This is a genomic window from Kordia periserrulae, from assembly GCF_003054265.1.
GTDB classification, from domain to species: Bacteria; Bacteroidota; Bacteroidia; order Flavobacteriales; family Flavobacteriaceae; genus Kordia; species Kordia periserrulae.
In genome coordinates, this window is the sequence record NZ_QBKT01000001.1 from 664,911 (window position 1) to 684,204 (window position 19,294).

Sequence of the window (19,294 nt, forward strand, 5' to 3'; positions counted from 1 at the left end):
ATTTCGATTATCGAGTAAAAAATTAAAAGTGTATTTTTAGTTTCTTGTTTTATGAGCTTTTATGAATGTGAACACCAAAAATTTAGAAGCGTATATACAAAGATTTATCACCAATAATTCTTTGCACGACCAAATTCCCACGATTGTGGAAGCCTTTCAGCATTTGCTGCTGAAGAAAAATATGTTTTTGGTGGAAGAAGGAAACATTTGTCCGTATTTCTGTTTTATAGAAAGCGGTATTTTACAGCATCATATTACGATTGAAGGTGAAGAGAAAACAACGTATCTCGCATTGAAAAATTCCGCCACAGCGGCATTAAAAAGTTTTACACACCAAATTCCATCACGCAAAAATATTAAAGCCATTAGTGAGTGTGATTTGTTTGTGATTGATTTGCCAAAGTTTCAAAAACTACTACAAAACAATCCTGCTTTTCATCAATTTTATTACAATTTAATTGAGCATCAAATCTACCGAATTGACGATTACCGCATCGATTTGCTCACGTTAACGCCCGAAGAACGCTATAAAAAATTACTCGCCAACGAACCTAAATTGTTAAAAGAAGTACCATTGCATTATTTGGCATCTTTTTTAGGAATTTCATCGCGACACATGAGTCGGATTCGGAAATCGGTTAAATAATAATTTGACATTCATTAGGTTGGAAATGTTGTAATTCTATATATTTACGAATGATTCGAAAATACACAACCGAATCTCAACTTTTGCCTCGATTTTATTGACTATTTACACACAATGTGCGCTATGAAAAAATTACTACTCTTTTTCGTATTGCTTACGGCAATCGTTGGACATTCGCAACAATCTCCACAACCAAACATTTCAAACCAATTGTACAAAGACGCGCCAGAATGGGCAAAACTGATGTACAGTGACAATCCGAATGCAAATACGGTAGATTATTTATATAGAAAGTATTACGAAACACATGCGTACGTTAAATCATATCACACACAATATTATAAAAGATGGCGACGCGCAATCAATCCTTTTTTAAACAACGAAGGTTTTTATGATCACCATAAAAAATTAGAAGCAGCACAAGCTGCCAGAAGTTTACAAAACGCTCAAAATGCTGTGCTCGAATCGGGCAATTGGTCCGTAATGGGCCCTTTTGAAAGTTATCGTGAAGGTGGAACGGTTTTAAGTGGAGCGCAAACCAATATTTATAGCATCAGTCAATGTTCGGCTGTTCCAACAGTACTGTATTGCGGAACAGAATCAGGAGAAATATATAAAACCACAAATGGTGGCAATACTTGGACAAATGCTTCTAAAACACTGGTCACAACTTTGGCTCCACAAGCTGTAATTGCGAATGCTGGAGTTCGTGCAATTGCTGTACACCCAACAAATCCTGACATTGTATATGCAGGTTCGGGAAGCGAGCTATTTAAAACAACAAATGGTGGAACTTCATGGTCGGTCGTTTTTGATAGTAATATTCCTCTGTTTGGTTATATTGAAAACCCTGCTGCAATTTTTATCAATCCATCAAATCCAAATATTGTACTACTTGCTGGAAAAGCAGGTGTACACCGAACAACTGACGGCGGAAATTCATGGGTGCGTGTTGTAGTAAACGAAACGTACGACTTAAAAGCACAACCTGGAAACCCGAATATCTTATATGCTGTACGACGTAATACAGCAACCAATACACATCAATTTTTAAAATCGACTGATGGTGGATTTGTATGGCTAGCTCAAGGCACAGGTTGGTATAATTCTACGGATCCGAATAGAAGTGTTGTTGGAGCAAAACTAGCCGTTAGTGACGCCAACCCAAATAGAATTTATGCCTTTTTAATTGGTGATTCTAAAGCTGGCGATAATGGTTTTATTGGTGTATATCGCAGTGATGATGCAGGCGTTTCATGGATAAATACAATGGGATATGATGGCGCGCCGTACACCGCAACGCATCCAAACTTGTTGAATTCTGATACTTCTACTAACGGATTCAACCAAGGATTTTACAATTGCGCTGCCATGGCTTCCAACTCAGATGCCAATCAACTACTTGTGGGCGGAATTGGTATGTGGCGATCTGATGATGGCGGGCAAACATTTACGTGTATTTACAATTATGGATGCGGTTCGTACAACCCAATGCACGTAGACATGCAAGAATTCCAAGCATTTGGCAACGAATATTGGGCAACAACAGACGGCGGAATTTTCAAATCGAATGATTTATTTGCTACACAACCAGAGTTTAAAATGAATGGCGTACACGGAACAGATTTTTGGGGATTCGGCTCAGGTTGGAATCGCGATTTGTTAGTTGGTGGAACTTTTCACAATGGCGTAGATGTGTATTCGGAAGGATTTCCTTTTGGAACTTTTCTCGATTTAGGCGGCGGCGAACCTGCTTCTGGCTATGTAAATCCAGGAACTGAACAAATCTATTCTACCAATATCGGAAGTAGATTTATTCCAACAACTATTAGCGGAGCTGTGTTGAATGCTTCGTTGGGAATTGCACCTACGGAATCGCCTTGGTATGCACAATCATCCGAAATGGAGTTTCATCCTAGTTGCTATAATTATGTATATACAGGAGATGACAATCAGTTGTTTAAGAGTGAAGACGCAGGAGCTACCTTCAACGCAATTTATACCGCGCCCGCAAATTCAACTGTATTGGGCATCGAAATTTCACGAACCAATACGGATACCATGTATATTGTAGTACGACCGAATTCTGGGAATTCGTATCTCGTAAAAACTACGGATGCTTGGGCAACTACAAACACAATTACGCTACCAAGTGGTAACGGAAGTTTAGCACTAATTAGTTTAGACCCTGAAAACGATCAAACGATTTGGTTAGCCTATCCAAGAGGTTCAAACGGCAATAAAGTATTCAAGAGTACTGATGGCGGCGCTACATGGAATAATGAAACTTCAAGCGAATTGAACGGTCATAATATTCAAGTAATTACAACCATTGGCGGAACTAATGGCGGCGTGTACGTTGCTACTGGAATGTCTGTTTTTTATAAAAATAATGCGATGTCTTCTTGGACGTTAGATAATGCTAATTTACCAACAACCATCGGCGCTAATGACTTGCGCCCTTTTTATAGAGATGGAAAAATTCGCTTAGCGAGTTATGGAAAAGGTATTTGGGAAAGTCCTTTGTTTGAAGCGCCATCTAAACCTTTGGCAAAAATCATGGTAGATAAGCTGAGTGCGAATTGTGCTGGAGATGTTTTTTACTTTGACGATTATTCCATGCTAAATCATACCAATGCAACTTGGGCGTGGACATTTGAAAATGCGAATATTGCCACCTCATCTTTACGAAATCCGCAAGTAACTTTTAACACAACGGGAACACATTTAGTAACGTTGACTGTGACGAATGATGCAGGAATTTCTTCAACCGATTCCATCACTATTTCTGTGGAAGCTTTAAGCAATACCAACTTGGAAGAAGATTTTGAAGTAGCTTTTATTCCTGATGGCTGGCGACAAGAATCTACAGGAAATTATGCATGGACCTATGAAAATACTGTCGGCGGTTTTGGATTGAGTACCAATTCTATGATGGTAAACAACTTTGTCATTGCGCAACAAGGAACCTATTGCGACATTATTGCGCCTCTAAATATGACCAATACGAATATGAGCGATGCAACGCTGACCTTTGATGTGGCATACGCAGAGTATTCCGCAGCGTATTCTGATGGATTGGAAGTGTATGTTTCTACTGATTGTGGTGTTACTTGGACTTCTGTGTACAGCAAATTTGGAGACACACTTGCAACGGCACCTGATACAACCACGCTTTTTTTACCTACAGCAGCACAATGGCGACAGGAATCTGTAGATTTGTCAAGTTATATAGGCAATGAAAACGTTCAGGTAAAATTTAGAAATGTAAATGGGTATGGACAAGCCTTGTATGTTGACAATATCAATTTAGGAAGCGTTTTAAGCGTTAACGAAGTCACTTCAGAAGCTATTAGCTTTTATCCAAACCCTGTGAAAAGTAACGAAGTTGTCTTTGTAAAAAGTACTAAAAACGAAGACATCAAATTTTCTTTATACAACATTCAAGGAAAATTGATTGGGACGATTTTTACACAAACCAATAAGGCAATTCCAACACAACAATGGAATTTAAGTGCAGGCGTTTACTTATATAATATTCGCGCTGAAGATAAAATTAAAAAAGGAAAGTTGATGGTGTATTAAAGCTAGATTCATATATGAGTCCATCGCTACATTGACACATTAGTACATTGTTACATTATAAAATTCCGCCATTTGGCTACTATTTTCCTTTTGGGATTGATTATTTTTGAAGAAATCCATTAAAAAATCACATAATGAAATATCATCCTATAGATCGCAACTTATTTATACAGAATCGTAAAAACTTTATGTTACAGATGAAACCAAGTAGTCTGGCAGTGTTTAACTCGAACGATATTTATCCGATTAGCGCAGATAGTACCATGCCGTTTGAGCAACATCGCGATATTTTCTATTTAAGTGGTGTGGATCAAGAAGAAAGTATTTTGGTATTGTTTCCCGATGCGCCGAAAGAGAAACATCGTGAGATTTTATTTTTAAAGGAAACCAACGAGCATATTGCGGTTTGGGAAGGTGAAAAGTTAACGAAAGAAGCAGCATTGGCGACTTCAGGAATTAAAACTGTGTATTGGTTGCAAGATTTGGAAAAAATCATGTTCGAAATCATGACGCAATGCGATACGGTGTACATCAACACCAACGAACATTACCGCGCCAATGTAGAAACAGAAACACGCGAAGACCGTTTTACAAAATGGTTGAAAGATAAGTATCCTGCACATAGTGTGGCGAAAAGCAATCCGATTTTACAGCGCTTGCGTTCTGTGAAAGACTCAATAGAGCTTGATTTGATGCAAAAAGCCTGTGATATTACCGAAAAAGGCTTCCGCAGAGTGCTCAATTTTGTAAAACCTGGCGTTTGGGAATACGAAATTGAAGCCGAATATATGCACGAGTTTTTACGAAATCGCTCTAAGAAGTTCGCCTATACGCCAATTATTGCTTCTGGAAATAACGCGAATGTGTTGCATTATATTGAGAACAATCAACAATGCAAGGCTGGCGAATTGATTTTAATGGACGTTGGCGCCGAATACGCCAATTATGCAAGCGATATGACACGTACCATTCCAGTTTCTGGGCGATTTACAGAGCGACAAAAAGCGGTGTACAATGCGGTAAATCGTGTAAAAAATGAAGCAACAAAAATGTTGGTTCCAGGAACACTTTGGGGAGAATATCACGTAGAAGTTGGAAAGTTAATGACCTCCGAATTGCTAGGTTTAGGTTTGTTGGACAAAGCCGATGTGCAAAACGAAGATCCAGATTGGCCAGCGTACAAAAAGTATTTTATGCATGGAACATCACATCATATTGGACTCGACACGCACGATTACGGAATTTTAACAGAACCAATGACCGCAAATATGGTGTTCACCGTAGAACCTGGAATTTACTTGCCAGATGAAGGTTTTGGAATTCGACTAGAAGATGACGTTGTGATTCAAGAAACGGGCGAACCATTTAACCTGATGCGCAATATTCCAATTGAAGCAGATGAAATTGAGGAGTTGATGAATGGGTAGTTTAGGTGTTAGGTTTTGGGTTTTGGGTTTTGGATTCCTCCCGAAGAATTACTGTAAATTTTAGAGTATAATTATGGCTATAACAGATTTTGAAACTGCAATTTCAATTCATCAAGAAACTACATTAACCGTAGAAAGGAAAAAAAAAGAAATTGTTGGTCAAACTATAGAAAAGGTATTTTACGTCTTAGCTAATTATTCAGACAATTCATATACATATGAAGGCTTTCATTTGTGTGATGAAGCTGTTTTGATTCAACTTTCCAAAAATCAATGGATTAGCTGGGTTTGGTTAGAAGATGACCCTACAAGTGGATATAGTTATCATTTGTACTATGATGATGCTCGAATTGCAATTGAAGAAAGAGAAAATAATGGAATTACTTTTTTAAAGCAGATAGATCAATATACTTCCAGTTCTCGCTCTATATGGAGTGATGAAACAAACTCTAGTGCATGGAAAAAATTTATTGGTCAAAAAATTGAAGATATACAATTCGTGACGAAAAAAATTGATGATATATCTTTTGTTTCAGACGTTATTTTAAATTTTAAAAATGAATCGGTTCGCATTATAGCTATCGAAGAACCTGATCCTGAACTTTTACCTGAAATTGAAAATCTAAATTTTGATCCTATTTGGACAATGATTGTTTTTAATGATGAAATTTTAAAAAAACACAATCGATTTTAAATAAAAGCACGCCGAATAAGCGTGCTTTTCTATTGGTAATCATGAAAAAAAACAATTAATCCCTATTTTACTAGTAAAGTATATTGGGGTGTTGGGTTGAGCGGACAAAAATATACATATTCGCCTTTGGCTAACTTCACTTTGTTGGAATGTCCTGTCGTGTTATTTTTAACAACTTCCGTTACATATGCGCTTTTGATATGATGTGCTGCGTCTGTTTTTCCTTTGGGTGCTAATACAAATCCGACATCGTGTCCAACGTTGGCATTGGCAATTTCGAAAATGTAGGTTCCTTCTGAAAGCGTTAACGATTTTTGCGTGAATTCTCCTTTGGTTTGCTCTAAAGAAACCGTTTTGACGTCATTTTTCATCATCGTTTCTTTCTTCATCGTGTTGTGTTGCGCTTGTGCCGTAATGGAAAATCCAACAAAGAGCACTAAAATTGCAATAATTTTTTTCATTGTTTTGTGTTTTAAATGTTTGTGTAAGTGTGTATATAAAGTGTAAGCGCACATGTCAACTTCGCTTCATGTGCGCACGTGATGTTATTGCGTTACCGCGAATTTTCCTGTCGCCACTACTGGAAAGTCAATTTCCGTTTCTGCAATGTGGTTTGCGTAGTTGGTTAAGGTGTTCGATACGACATTTAATACAATTTCTAAAATATCACCGTCGTTATAACCCGCAGCTTTTACCGCGTTGATTTCTTCGCTTGTTACGTTTCCTCTATTTTTGGTAACGCTTTGTGCAAATTGCAATCCTGCTTGAGTTTTAGCGTCGTTTGCCAAGCCTTGTCTGCTCGCTTCCGTTTGCGCTTCTGTCAAACCGTTCATTTTTCCAATCGCAGTGTGTGCTGACAAACAGTAATCACAGTTATTTTCTTCTGCAATCGCTAAGGCTAATTGCTCTCTAAATTTGTTGTTGAAATTTCCACTAGCAGTTAATTCGCCTAAGCTTAAATAGGATTTTAACGTGGCTGGAGAGTTTCCAAATACTTTAATCAGGTTTGGAATAAATCCTAATTTCTTTTGTACGGCGTTGAATAATTCTTTTGCTTCGCCTGTCGTTGTTTCTGGGTGTAAGGTTTCAATTCGTGTACTCATAATTTTTTTGTTTTTCGTTCTTTGTTTTTTGTTTTTCGTGTCATTCCTGCGAAGACAGGAATCTTTAATTTGTTATACTTCTGTTTAATTTATGTACTTAGTTCGCTTCCGCAGAATTGACTCTCGGTAAGTTGTTCATTGTATTCTTGATAGCCCCAACAATTTGGGCAAGTAGTTTCTTTTGAATGTTTCATAAAATTGTTTTTTGTATTACTTATTTTGAACAGTACAAAGATGCGGCGGAAAGATGGCTGGAAAAATGGACAAAGGTTCCTAAGGATTGGACTTTTGTAGATTTATTAGATTTTTAGATGTTTTAGATACGCTTTAGCTTTAGAATGCTGTCGCTTTTAGAGTCTAGACCGCTTTGCTCCTAGATTTTAGACGCGCTTTACTTTCTTTGAATTTTCAAACGTCAGTTCGATGAATTTGCGGCTCATTGAGCTTGTCGAAATGAAGCAAATTTGAATCGAGAAGTACTTTGAAGTTTTAAATATTGATTTCTGAGCTTTGGATTGTTTTAAACTAAACTTTTTATAAAAAACAAACTTCTAACATTCTAAAAAGCGACAGCAGTCTAAAACTCTAACAGCAACAGCGCTTCTTACATTCTAGAACAAAATCTTGAATTGAGCGAAGCGATGCTATTTTCCAAATTCTGCCTTAAACGAAAGTGGCGATTTTTGCATGGCTTTGGTGAAGAAACGTGTGAAATATGCTGGATCGTTAAAGCCTAAATCGAAGGCAATTTCTTTGACAGATTGCTCCGAGTATAACAATTGTCGTTTGGCTTCTAAGATGATTCGGTTTTTAATGAAGTCGCTTGGCGTGATGGTTCCGAGTTTTTGAAAATGTTTGCTAATGGATTTTGGAGAAATTCCCAATCGCGCAGCATACGCGGAAACCGAATGCATTTTTCTAAAATTCTGCTCTACCAATACGCTAAAATCTTTATAGAGTTGGGTTTCTGTTGCTGATTTTACGACAAAATCATCTTTCTTTAAACGCACCGAATGTATGATGAATTGCTTTAAATAACTTTGCAACATATCGTATTGTCCAGAGTTTTCATGATTGAATTCTTCCCTCAAATCTGCCAACAAAAATTGCAAGCGTTGCACATCTTTTGATTTCGGAATCACATACGGAGAATCGTATAGATTGTTAAACAACACACCATTACACGAAATTTCTTGGTCGTGTGTTTGAATGCAGTAAAAATCGCGTTGAAACGACAGCTTATACGCTTCTTTAATTGCTTCTGAACTTACTGTAAACACTTGTCCGGGCGACAAAAAGAAGATGATAGTCCCATCAAACGTGTATTCTTCAAAATCGATAAAATAGGTTCCTTTTCCTTCTTTAATCCAATAAATCGTGTACGCATCTACTTGTTCGGGCTGATTTACTACACAAGCTTTTTCAAACTGTACTACGCTTAACGAAAATGTATTTTGATAACTATAAGTAGTAATATCTTGTACTGCCATTCTATTGTTTTTTTTGATGATTGGAAGTTTGGTCGTAATAGATAGCAATTATTTACTCGATAATCGAGATTTATAATGCTCCGACGCTTGCGTCGAAATGTTTTAATAGTTTCTATTGAATGCTATGGACTTGCCTTGAAGTAGTTGACTTTTTTTAAAAGCCTTTTTGTCATTCCTGCAAAGGCAGGAATCCATTTCGGAACTAAACTATTTCTTTTTCGGCAACTGCAATTGTGGCATCGGTTCACACAAGGTTTTCTCAACGATTTTTGTACGCATTAATTGTTTATCCTTAAAATGTCTAGAAATATTTTGAATGGTTTCGGTGTAATTATCCGTTCCATCTTCTTTTTGATGATAAAATACTTTGATTGAACGACAATTGTCATGTTCAAAAATAGTGTTTAGCAACACTCTATCCGACAATCCACAAGAATGTCCCATGATAATGACTTGAAATTTTTCAGAATCAATATAACGCAGTACATCTTTATAATTGGAGTTTTGAGAATACTGAAACGATTTAAAATAGCGTAAATACTCATTGTCGTCCATGTCTTCAATTAACTTATAATCTTCGTCCATTTCGTCTCCGAAGCCGAAGACAAGGTTGTTATTTAATTCGCCATGAATGTGATTAACATGTAGAATAATGTTATTCTTCTTCATCAACTTCTTATATTTTTCAAATGTATTTGTGTAATTAAAGTTTAAAACATAAGTAACTATTAGAGATCTCATAAGAAATTCATTTGAACCCATAACCATTTCATTAACCTGATGAAAATCATTAACATCAGAAAATTCTTTTGAAATTTTAAGCTTACTGTCATATCTTGAATAGTGTTGAAATATCTCTAAAAGCTTACCATCATGGTAATCACTTTCTATTTTATATTCATCAATTACATTCTTTTTTAAATATCTAATAAATAATTTTTTGACTTGCTCAAATTCTTGATGGAGTTTTACAATATTTGCTCTTTTTTGACGAGCTTTTAATACCCCATTTTTACAGATATTTTTTAATGACTGATAATATTCATTCTCTACATCCACCCAATTTTGGATAGATTGTGTTTCGTTTAATTCTCTAAAAAAATCGTTTTTAAATTTAAAAATTTGAATACTTATAATATCATATGGAGGTTTGTTGTTTGCTATACAAATTGTGTAATTTTTAATTGAAATTCCATGAAAATATCTTTCATTATTATGAATATATTTCTTTAAAGCTTCTTTAAAACTCTTAAAATTTAATATGCTTTTTTCACTTAAAAATTCTCCGTAATCAGATTCCAAGTGTATAAGTTTCTGGATTAACTGATCTTCAGTACTATACTTCAAATCCCGCCAAAAAGCATCCATAAAATGATTGTACGATGTTGGCAATCCGTGTGCTAAATCGAATCCGTTTCCAGCGATGATGAGTTTGTTCATGAGAGTTTTTGGTTTATTTCAAAAGCGAGTTTTAAAAATATCTCTACTGCACTTTATATGACAACCGAAAATACAAAAAATTGTAAGATTTTTACTTTGAAAAGTATCTGAGTCCAAAAGTCTAGATTCTAAAAGCAAAGCGGTCTAGATTCTTATGTCAGTTTGATATGATGCTGCATCAAGTTCATCATGATGAATTATGCTTTCTTCGGCATCAATCCCAATACTAAAAACGTCACCAATGCAGGTAATACCCAACCGAAATCGTAGATTCCTAAAGGAATGACTTCTCTAAAATTCTTTAAAAAAATACTATCTGGGTAAAAGTAAAAAATCGCATCAAACAATCCGAAGACAAAGGTAATTGCCACCACCGCTCTAAACAACAAAGGTGTTGCTATTTTTTGTGGTATTATATTTAAGAAAATCAATACAATGGTAATGGGATATACGAAACTCAATACTGGAATGGCAATGACAACGATGTAATGAAAATCTAATTGTCCGACTAGAACGCCCAATATACTTGCCAAAATTGCGGTACTAACATAGGCTTTTTGCGAATTGTGAAAGAGTTCTTTAAAATAATCTGCCGTTCCTGTAATGATTCCGACAGCAGTCGTAAAACACGCCAGCGCGACTAATACACTTAAAAAAGCGGTTCCGATGTTTCCTAAAGTCGCCAAACTGATGCCGCGAAGCAAGGTGGCACGTTTCATGTCGTTACTAGCGTTCATGTCAATGTCTATTTCACTACTGAAATACGAACCGAGCAGTATCAATCCTGCATACATGATGAACAATCCCAAACCTGCAATCCAACCCGATTTGGCAATGAGTGTTTTCTTTTCTTCAAACGAGTTGAGTCCTTTTAAATTTAAGGAAATGATAATTACACCACCAATCACTACTGCGCCAATCGCATCGAAAGTTTGATAGCCTTCTAACAATCCTTTAAACAAAGGAATATCGAAATTAGAAGCTTCTACGGCTTCATGTGGCATACACAATCCGATTCCGATAATTAATAATAATATGGAAACGATTAACGGTGTTAAAAATTTTCCAATAAAGTTGAGGATTTTTGAGCGATTCAACGCAAAGATTAAGACCAACGCAAAATAAATACTGCTTGTTAACAATGCATTGGTTCCAAAGTTGGGAAATATGGAAATTTCATGCGTTGCTGCCGCCGTTCTTGGTGACGGAATGGCAACGGCAATCACGTAAATGACAATACAAAATATGGTGCTAAATAATGGCGACACTTTCTTCCCGAAGTCAAACATCGAACCTTGCAATCGCGCATGCGCTAATATTCCAAAAATCGGAATCACTACCGCCGTAATCATAAATCCGAGAACTACCCAAAACCACTGGTCGCCCGCTTGATACCCTAATAATGGTGGTAATAATAAGTTTCCAGCACCAAAAAACATGGAAAATAAGGCAAAAGCCGTGACAAAGAGTTCTTTATTTTTTGACATTTATGTGAGTTTTTTTATTCCTACCATCAACCAACTGATGATTACATATAGTATTCCGATAACAATATTGATAAATTTGATAGTCGCCGTAGCAAACGCTAGATGTACCCAATGTGACTGTAAATCGCCATAAAATAGTTGTAGCAACGCAAAATTTTCAACCATATCTAACAAACCTGCAAAAACCACCATTGTAATCAATACAGTTCCAATTCGATAAGCTAAAGATGTGGTTTCTTTCCACACCATTCTTCGTGTTCGATGTAGCATCAAGCATAATAAAAGTACATACGTGATGATAAATACATAATCGAACCATAAACTCCATTCGGCAGCTTGCATGGCAGTTTCTGTAGCGTTCCAAGTATTGAGAATTTGCGTAGCGTTTTCCAGCGTTTTTGCCAATTCCAACGAAACAATTCCCAATGGCGAAACTTCACTTTTTAACGGTTCGTCAAAGTGCATCATACAACTTCCTGCTAATAAAAAGCACGCAATTGCAAGAAATAAGAGCTTTTTTTCAGTAGTGTTGGAAAGTTTTTGAAAAGTTGACGATAACATTTGTAGCGAATGATTTTATAGCTAACGAAAGATACATATTTTTGCGACATGCAACAGTTTGTGACGTATAAAAATATAGAAATTGCCTACTCGGTTTCGGGTGAAGGAAATGCGGTCGTTTTTTTGCACGGTTTTTTAGAAACGAGTACCATGTGGCAGCCGTTCGTGGATGTGTTTTCTAAAACACACAAAATTATTACCATAGACTTGCTCGGTCATGGAAAAACGCCATGTTTGGGATATATTCATACGATGGAAGAAATGGCGGAGACGGTTTTTGCGGTTATTAAAGAATTGCGATTGCGAAAAGTACACCTCATCGGACATTCGATGGGCGGATATGTAGCCTTGGCTTTCGCCGAAATGTACCCTGATTATGTAAAAGGGCTGTGTTTGGTAAATTCGACTTCGAGAGCGGATAGCGATGAACGAAAAGTGAATCGTGACCGCGCTATTAAAGCCGTGAAGCACAACCACAAACAGTTTATTCGAATTTCTATTTCGAACTTATTTCGACCAAAAAACCGTAAAATCTTTGCTGAACAAGTAAAAGAAGTAAAAAAAGAAGCGTTGACCACTTCACTGCAAGGAATTGTTGCCGCTTTGGAAGGCATGAAAATTAGAGAAGACCGCGAAGTGTTGTTACATTTTTCACCGTATAAAAAGTTGATGATTGTTGGAAAACACGATCCTGTGCTCAATTTTGACAATCTTATGGATCAAACTAAAAATGCCGAAGTAGATGTCGATATTTTTCCCGACGGACACATGAGTCACATAGAAAACAAAGACGATTTACTGTTTTCGCTACAACGATTTATTGAAAATTAAAAGTTTCTCGCTCATTTAGAACCCTTTAGTTGATTTGTGATTTCTGAGAATCTTTACAAAAACTACTTTTTTAAAATATAACATTACGAAATTTGTAGGAAAAAAGAATTTTTTTAGACCACTTATCGAAAGGAACTGTGTATTTCGTCTAAAAAATAATACTCTTCATCGGGTTTGTGTTTTGAATTTTTATCTTAGGGGTAACCAAAAGAAAACTTACTTAACCTACTTATTGAAATGGAACATATGAGTATTAAAACTACTTTTTCCCTCGGAAAAATTTATTGCAACATCTTCGGTCATCGCTACCGAGTTACTAAGAAAATCACTTCTCACGTTAATGAATACCAATGCATGCTTTGCAACTGTGAAGCTACTACCGATGATAAAGGAACATTAACCCAACTTACACAACAACGCAAAGAAATTAATGAAACCTTAGTGTCGTTTCATAAAAAGAAGAATCCGGCGTTTTAACTTCGCTTAGATATTTTAGATTTTTTAGACTTGTTAGAGTTTTAGCCTTGTTTCTGCTGGTGTGAAAAAGCTTTTCTAGACTTTTTTAGATATGTTAGATTTTTAAAAAATCAAATTCAAGTTCAGCTTGACGAAATATATTTTCAATTCTAAATAAAAACCATTAATTCGAGTGATTTTCTGTCATATCGAGCGCAGTCGAGATAGAGAATAGTTATGAAACGAAGATTTAATTCAAAATTCAACACCCAACATTCACAATAAAAAAATCCAAGTTCAAGTTCGAGTTCAACTTCAATTTCAACTTCAAAACCCTACGCTTCCATCGAATTCCAGCCTTGCGCTTTTAACTCAATTTTGGTGTTTGCTCTTGTTACCAAATGCATGCCTTCGCTTGCTTGCGTTATATGTCCGATGATGGTTAAGTTCGGATTTGCTTTAATTTTTGGATAATCTTCTTGGCTGATAGTAAATAACAATTCATAATCTTCGCCGCCGCTCAATGCAATCGTTGTACTGTCTAAATTGAATTCTTCACAGGTAGAAATCACTTGCGGGTCTAACGGAATTTTGTCTTCATACACATTACAACCCACATTCGATTGTTTACACAAATGCATAACTTCGGAAGATAACCCATCGCTGATGTCAATCATAGACGTTGGTTTCACACCCAATTCGTGCAATAATGGCGGAATATCTTTGCGAGCTTCGGGCTTTAATTGTCGCTCAATAATATAGGAATACATGTCCAAATCTGGCTGGTTGTTCGGGTTGACTTCAAACACCGATTTTTCTCGTTGCAACACTTTCAATCCTAAATACGCGCCGCCAATATCACCTGTAACAACTAATAAATCGTTTTCCTTTGCGCCATTTCTGTAAGTGATTTTCTCTTCTTCCACTTCACCAATCGCGGTAACGCTAATTAGCAATCCTTTTGTGGACGACGTCGTATCGCCACCAACAACATCAACCTTATAAATCTCAGAAGCCAATTGAATTCCCGCGTACAATTCCTCCAACGCTTCAAGCGGAAAACGGTTGGAAACTGCAATAGAAACTGTGATTTGTGTCGCTTTGGCATTCATCGCATAAATATCAGACAAATTCACAATCACTGCTTTGTATCCTAGGTGTTTTAGCGGCATATAACTTAAATCAAAATGAACGCCTTCTACGAGTAAATCGGTAGAAACCACCACTTTTTTTGATGCAAAATCCAATACAGCAGCATCGTCACCAATTCCTTTTACCGTAGAACTTTGCGTAATCTTGAAGTTTGCTGTCAAATGGTCAATCAATCCAAATTCCCCCAAACTTGCCAATGATGTTCGCTGTTCGTTCTTGTCTTTTAACATGCCGTAATAGTATTTATAAAAGTTAAAATTGTATTTTAGTCCGCAGTTTTTAGCCTCGATCTTATAAAAACGCAAAATTAGCCAAAAAAATGACACGCATTGCACGAAACCTACTCTTTGTTATTGCGCTTTTTAGTATTTCTACAAGTGTTGCGCAAGTAGTTCCATGTTCAGGCGGATTTGCAGGTTCTTTTCCTTGTAACGGATATGACTTGCTTTCAAACCTACCAAAATCAACCTTTAGCAACGAAGACGGAAGTGATATTTGGGGATGGACCGATTCCACCACAAATAAAGAATATGCCTTAATTACTTTTGAAGATAAAACCTGTTTTGTAGATGTTTCTGATCCTGTAAATCCAGTGTATTTGGGGAATTTACCAACCAACGCTGGTGTGAATTTTTGGAGAGATGTAAAAGTATATAACGACCACGCGTACATTGTTGCCGATAATGTGGGCAGTCACGGAATGCAAGTGTTTGATTTAACACGACTGCGCAATGTAACGAGTCCACCGCAAACCTTCACCGCAGATGCGGTATTGAACGATGTAGGAAGTTGTCACAATATTGTCATCAATGAAGCTACAGGTTTTGCGTATTTGGTAGGTTGTAATACGTATAGCGGCGGACCGCATTTTGTAGATTTGTCCAATCCTACAAGTCCAGTTTCTGTCGGCGGATATGCTACAGATGGCTATACGCACGATGCGCAAGTTGTTACGTACAACGGACCAGATACACAACATCAAGGCAAGGAAATTATGATTGCCAGCAACGAAAATGAACTTGTCATTTTAGACGTTACCAACAAATCATCTGTCACCAGACTTTCAAGAATCAGCTATACCGATGTGGGTTATACACATCAAGGATGGCTTTCGGATGATCATCGGTATTTTTATTTAGGCGATGAAACGGATGAAATTAATTTTGGGTATCAAACGCGTAGTTTAGTGTTTGATTTTGCCGATTTGGACAATCCGACATTTCTAACCTCATTTTTAGGAAATTCATTTGCTATCGACCATAACTATTACACGCATGGTGACAAATTATATCAAGCAAATTACACTAGTGGAATGCACGTCATGGACATTTCCAATCCGATGAACGTAACTGAAATTGGGTATTTTGACACACATCCAGAGTCTAACAACACTACGTTTTTTGGAGCTTGGACAGCCTATCCGTATTTTGCGAGTGGAAATATCATTATCAGCGATACCGACAGAGGACTTTTCATCGTTCGCGATAGCAATACATTGTCAACTGTAGATACACCAACTTTTGATTTTAAAATGTATCCAAACCCTGCTTCCAATCACACCATGATTCGTTCAGGCGATACTACATTGATTCAAACCGTAGAAGTGCGCGATATAATGGGCAAAAAAATTGCAGCATTCAGCCATATTGACAAAAATCTATTTCAATTGCCTGTTGCAAAATTTCCTTCGGGAATGTACGTTGTAAAAATAAACGATGCCACTTCTCAGAAATTAATTGTAAATTAAGCATTTGCTTAATTCACCTAAAATATTGCTTATGAAAAAGATACAACGCTTCTTTTTCGTGATGGTTACACTGAGTTTTTTCGCTTGTGCGGATGATGACAATCTACCATTACAACCTTCGGATGTTCCCAATTCTGTTGCCTTTCCAGATGCTGCTATTTGTGAAAATGGACTCGCAGGAATCTATCCGTGCAATGGATACGATTTGATGGCGCACATTCCGCTAGAAACATTTGGTGCTGCAAGAGGAACGGATTCTTGGGGCTGGACAGATTCACAAACAGGACGCGAATATGCCTTAATTGCCACCAATGAAAATACAAGTTTTGTAGACATTACCAATCCTACAAATCCTGTGTATTTAGGAAACTTACCTACGCAAACCGTTGCCAGCAACTGGAGAGATGTAAAAGTATATAACAATCATGCATTTATTGTGAGTGAAGCGCCAAGTCACGGCATGCAAGTGTTTGACTTAACACGATTGCGAAACGTTGCCAATCCGCCACAAATATTTACTACCGATGGTTGGTATAACGGTTTTGGAAGCGCGCATAATGTTGTCATTAATGAACAAAGTGGATTTGCCTATGCTGTCGGCGCCATGACTTTAGACGATTCTATGTTTTCCTATAGTGGCGGACCTCATTTTGTAAACATTCAAAATCCGACAAATCCTGTAGCGGCTGGCGGTTATGCTAACGATGCCTATTCGCACGATGCACAAGTCATTACGTATAATGGTCCAGATACAGAACATATTGGGAAAGAAATTTTAATTGGAAGCAACACCAACGAAGTTGTCATTATTGACATTACAGACAAAAACAATCCTGTACAATTATCCACTACTGGCTATGGAAACATTGGCTACACACATCAAGGTTGGTTTACCGAAGATCAACGCTATTTTATTGTAGGCGACGAATTGGATGAATTGAATTTCGGTTTCAATTCGCGTAGTATTATCTTTGATTTGCAAGATTTGGACAATCCGAGTGTACAAGCTTCGTACAACGGTCCAACTGGAGCAATTGACCACAACGGATATGTAAAAGGTGACACATTTTTCTTGGCAAATTACACGGCTGGTGTTCGCATTTTAGACATTTCTAATATTGGTGCTGGTATAATGCAGGAAGAAGGTTTTTTTGACACCTATCCTGAAAATGACGATACTGTTTTTAGAGGTGCCTGGAACATCTATCCATATTTTGAAAGTGGAAATATTATTGTGAGTGATATCAACTCAGGATTATTTATCATCCGAAAAAACAACGAATAATTCATGCAAAAAAATAATATATACTACCTATTTACTCTGTTGATGCTTCTCGTAAGTTGTGCTTCCGATGATGGAAACGCACCACTAGATTCAACAGACACCGAAGATCCGATTGTATTTTTAGGAGAAATCAATTGGATAACAACGCTTGGCGGTACGCAAGAAGATACTGCACAAGACATCACTTTGACGGCGGACGGCGGAACGGCAATTGTTGGTTACACCGAAAGTATCAACGGCGACATTACCGATAATGCTTCTGAACAAAACAACTATTGGGTAGCACGCTTGGATGCGGATGGAAATTTACTGTGGAGCAAAACCTACGGCGGTACAGCTGACGACCGTGGCGAAGCCATCAAAGCCACTGCTGATGGTGGATTTATCATCACAGGATACAGTCGTAGCGCGGATGAAGATGTAAGCCAAAACAATGGTTTTTATGATCAATGGATTGTAAAATTGGATGCTGCTGGAAACATTCAGTGGGAAAAAAGCATCGGATATTCAGGAAGTGATCAAGCATTTGACATTATTCAAACGAGCGACGGCGGTTATTTTACTACAGGATTTTTAGACATTACCGCTTCTGGCGGACAAGGAAATTTTGGGCGAAATGGCACTTCAAATCAAGAAGAAATTAATTTTGAACATGGTGTTGGCGAATTTTGGTGTCACAAATTAGACGCTAATGGAAACATTACTTGGAGTCGCTATTTCGGCGGAAGCAACAACGACCGTTCGTATGCTGCTTTGGAAACGGATGATGGTAATTTTATCATTGCAGGCTCTTCGGAAAGTGATGATTTTGACATTACTAACAGCAAAGGAAGTTATGATTTTTGGGTGGTAAAACTTAGCAATACTGGCGATTTAATTTGGCAAGAATCCTATGGTGGAAGTGGCATTGACATCGGTTATGACATTGCCAAAACTAACGACGGAAATTATATTGTGGTGGGCGATACGCGAAGCAGTGACGGAGATGTTTCCAACTTAAAAGGCGCTGCCGATTTTTGGGTGCTAAAAATTTCAGACACGGATGGTTCGTTACTTTGGGAACGCACGTATGGCGGCACTGATTTTGATTCCGCACGTGGCATCACAGCATTACAAGAAGGCGGATTTGCCATTGTGGGAAGCTCTAAAAGTGATACTGTAGATGTCAATTCCAATTATGGTCAAAATGATTTTTGGGTGGTGAAAATTTCTGATTCGGGTACTATCACTTGGGAGAAAAACTTTGGTGGTTCACAATTGGATATTGCTTTTGGCATTGTAGAAACGATGGACAAAAAACTAATTGTCGCGGGAAGCACACAAAGCAACGATGGCGATATTGTAGAAAATAAAGGTATCAAAGACGCATTTATCATCAACATCAAATAAT

16 protein-coding genes are annotated in these 19,294 nt (G+C 37.2%); 9 read left to right on the plus strand and 7 right to left on the minus strand.

Going from position 1 to position 19,294, the window contains the following annotated elements:
- Window positions 1–61: 61 nt before the first annotated feature.
- From C8N46_RS02935 to C8N46_RS02950, 4 genes are all read left to right on the plus strand, one after another.
- Window positions 62–646 (plus strand): Crp/Fnr family transcriptional regulator, encoded by a 585-nt coding sequence (locus C8N46_RS02935; protein WP_108113345.1) that lies wholly within the window; start codon window positions 62–64, stop codon window positions 644–646.
- Between the two features lie 123 nt (window positions 647–769).
- On the plus strand, window positions 770–4,231 hold the full coding sequence (locus tag C8N46_RS02940; protein WP_158269066.1) for a T9SS type A sorting domain-containing protein: 3,462 nt from the start codon (window positions 770–772) through the stop codon (window positions 4,229–4,231).
- Window positions 4,232–4,365: 134 nt separating this feature from the next.
- Complete coding sequence (locus C8N46_RS02945) at window positions 4,366–5,658, plus strand: aminopeptidase P family protein (protein ID WP_108113347.1); 1,293 nt, start codon at window positions 4,366–4,368, stop codon at window positions 5,656–5,658.
- Window positions 5,659–5,731: 73 nt separating this feature from the next.
- On the plus strand, window positions 5,732–6,352 hold the full coding sequence (locus C8N46_RS02950) for a hypothetical protein (protein ID WP_108113348.1): 621 nt from the start codon (window positions 5,732–5,734) through the stop codon (window positions 6,350–6,352).
- Window positions 6,353–6,414: 62 nt separating this feature from the next.
- Here the strand turns inward: C8N46_RS02950 and C8N46_RS02955 are convergent, their stop codons facing one another.
- From C8N46_RS02955 to C8N46_RS02980, 6 genes are all read right to left on the minus strand, one after another.
- Complete coding sequence (locus C8N46_RS02955; RefSeq protein ID WP_108113349.1) at window positions 6,415–6,813, minus strand: cupredoxin domain-containing protein; 399 nt, start codon at window positions 6,811–6,813, stop codon at window positions 6,415–6,417.
- Window positions 6,814–6,897: 84 nt separating this feature from the next.
- Window positions 6,898–7,455, minus strand: a complete 558-nt coding sequence (locus tag C8N46_RS02960) for a carboxymuconolactone decarboxylase family protein (RefSeq protein ID WP_108113350.1) — start codon at window positions 7,453–7,455, stop codon at window positions 6,898–6,900.
- Between the two features lie 644 nt (window positions 7,456–8,099).
- Window positions 8,100–8,945: a helix-turn-helix domain-containing protein gene (locus C8N46_RS02965; protein ID WP_108113596.1), complete on the minus strand. Its 846-nt coding sequence runs from the start codon at window positions 8,943–8,945 to the stop codon at window positions 8,100–8,102.
- 207 nt (window positions 8,946–9,152) lie between these two features.
- Window positions 9,153–10,385, minus strand: a complete 1,233-nt coding sequence (locus tag C8N46_RS02970) for an AbiH family protein (protein ID WP_108113351.1) — start codon at window positions 10,383–10,385, stop codon at window positions 9,153–9,155.
- A gap of 197 nt (window positions 10,386–10,582) precedes the next feature.
- A complete protein-coding gene (gene brnQ / locus C8N46_RS02975) occupies window positions 10,583–11,872 on the minus strand; it encodes a branched-chain amino acid transport system II carrier protein (RefSeq protein ID WP_108113352.1) in 1,290 nt (429 codons plus the stop codon).
- Entirely contained in the window at window positions 11,873–12,433 is a 561-nt protein-coding gene (locus tag C8N46_RS02980; RefSeq protein ID WP_108113353.1) for a hypothetical protein, read from the minus strand. It lies immediately after the preceding gene.
- 48 nt (window positions 12,434–12,481) lie between these two features.
- Here C8N46_RS02980 and C8N46_RS02985 point away from each other — a divergent pair, with 48 nt between their 5' ends.
- Both C8N46_RS02985 and C8N46_RS02990 read left to right on the plus strand, forming a co-directional pair.
- Entirely contained in the window at window positions 12,482–13,264 is a 783-nt protein-coding gene (locus C8N46_RS02985) for an alpha/beta fold hydrolase (protein WP_108113354.1), read from the plus strand.
- 246 nt (window positions 13,265–13,510) lie between these two features.
- Complete coding sequence (locus C8N46_RS02990; RefSeq protein WP_108113597.1) at window positions 13,511–13,741, plus strand: hypothetical protein; 231 nt, start codon at window positions 13,511–13,513, stop codon at window positions 13,739–13,741.
- Window positions 13,742–14,055: 314 nt separating this feature from the next.
- Here the strand turns inward: C8N46_RS02990 and thiL are convergent, their stop codons facing one another.
- Window positions 14,056–15,102, minus strand: a complete 1,047-nt coding sequence (gene thiL, locus C8N46_RS02995; RefSeq protein ID WP_108113355.1) for a thiamine-phosphate kinase — start codon at window positions 15,100–15,102, stop codon at window positions 14,056–14,058.
- A gap of 89 nt (window positions 15,103–15,191) precedes the next feature.
- On the opposite strand from thiL, the gene C8N46_RS03000 reads away from it, so the two are divergent.
- Genes C8N46_RS03000 through C8N46_RS03010 form a run of 3 tightly spaced genes read left to right on the plus strand, consistent with a single transcriptional unit; the run spans window position 15,192 to window position 19,293 of the window.
- A complete protein-coding gene (locus C8N46_RS03000) occupies window positions 15,192–16,619 on the plus strand; it encodes a choice-of-anchor B family protein (RefSeq protein WP_108113356.1) in 1,428 nt (475 codons plus the stop codon).
- Between the two features lie 31 nt (window positions 16,620–16,650).
- Window positions 16,651–17,904: a choice-of-anchor B family protein gene (locus C8N46_RS03005; protein ID WP_211314470.1), complete on the plus strand. Its 1,254-nt coding sequence runs from the start codon at window positions 16,651–16,653 to the stop codon at window positions 17,902–17,904.
- A gap of 3 nt (window positions 17,905–17,907) precedes the next feature.
- Window positions 17,908–19,293, plus strand: a complete 1,386-nt coding sequence (locus C8N46_RS03010; protein WP_108113358.1) for an autotransporter outer membrane beta-barrel domain-containing protein — start codon at window positions 17,908–17,910, stop codon at window positions 19,291–19,293.
- Window position 19,294 lies beyond the last annotated feature (1 nt).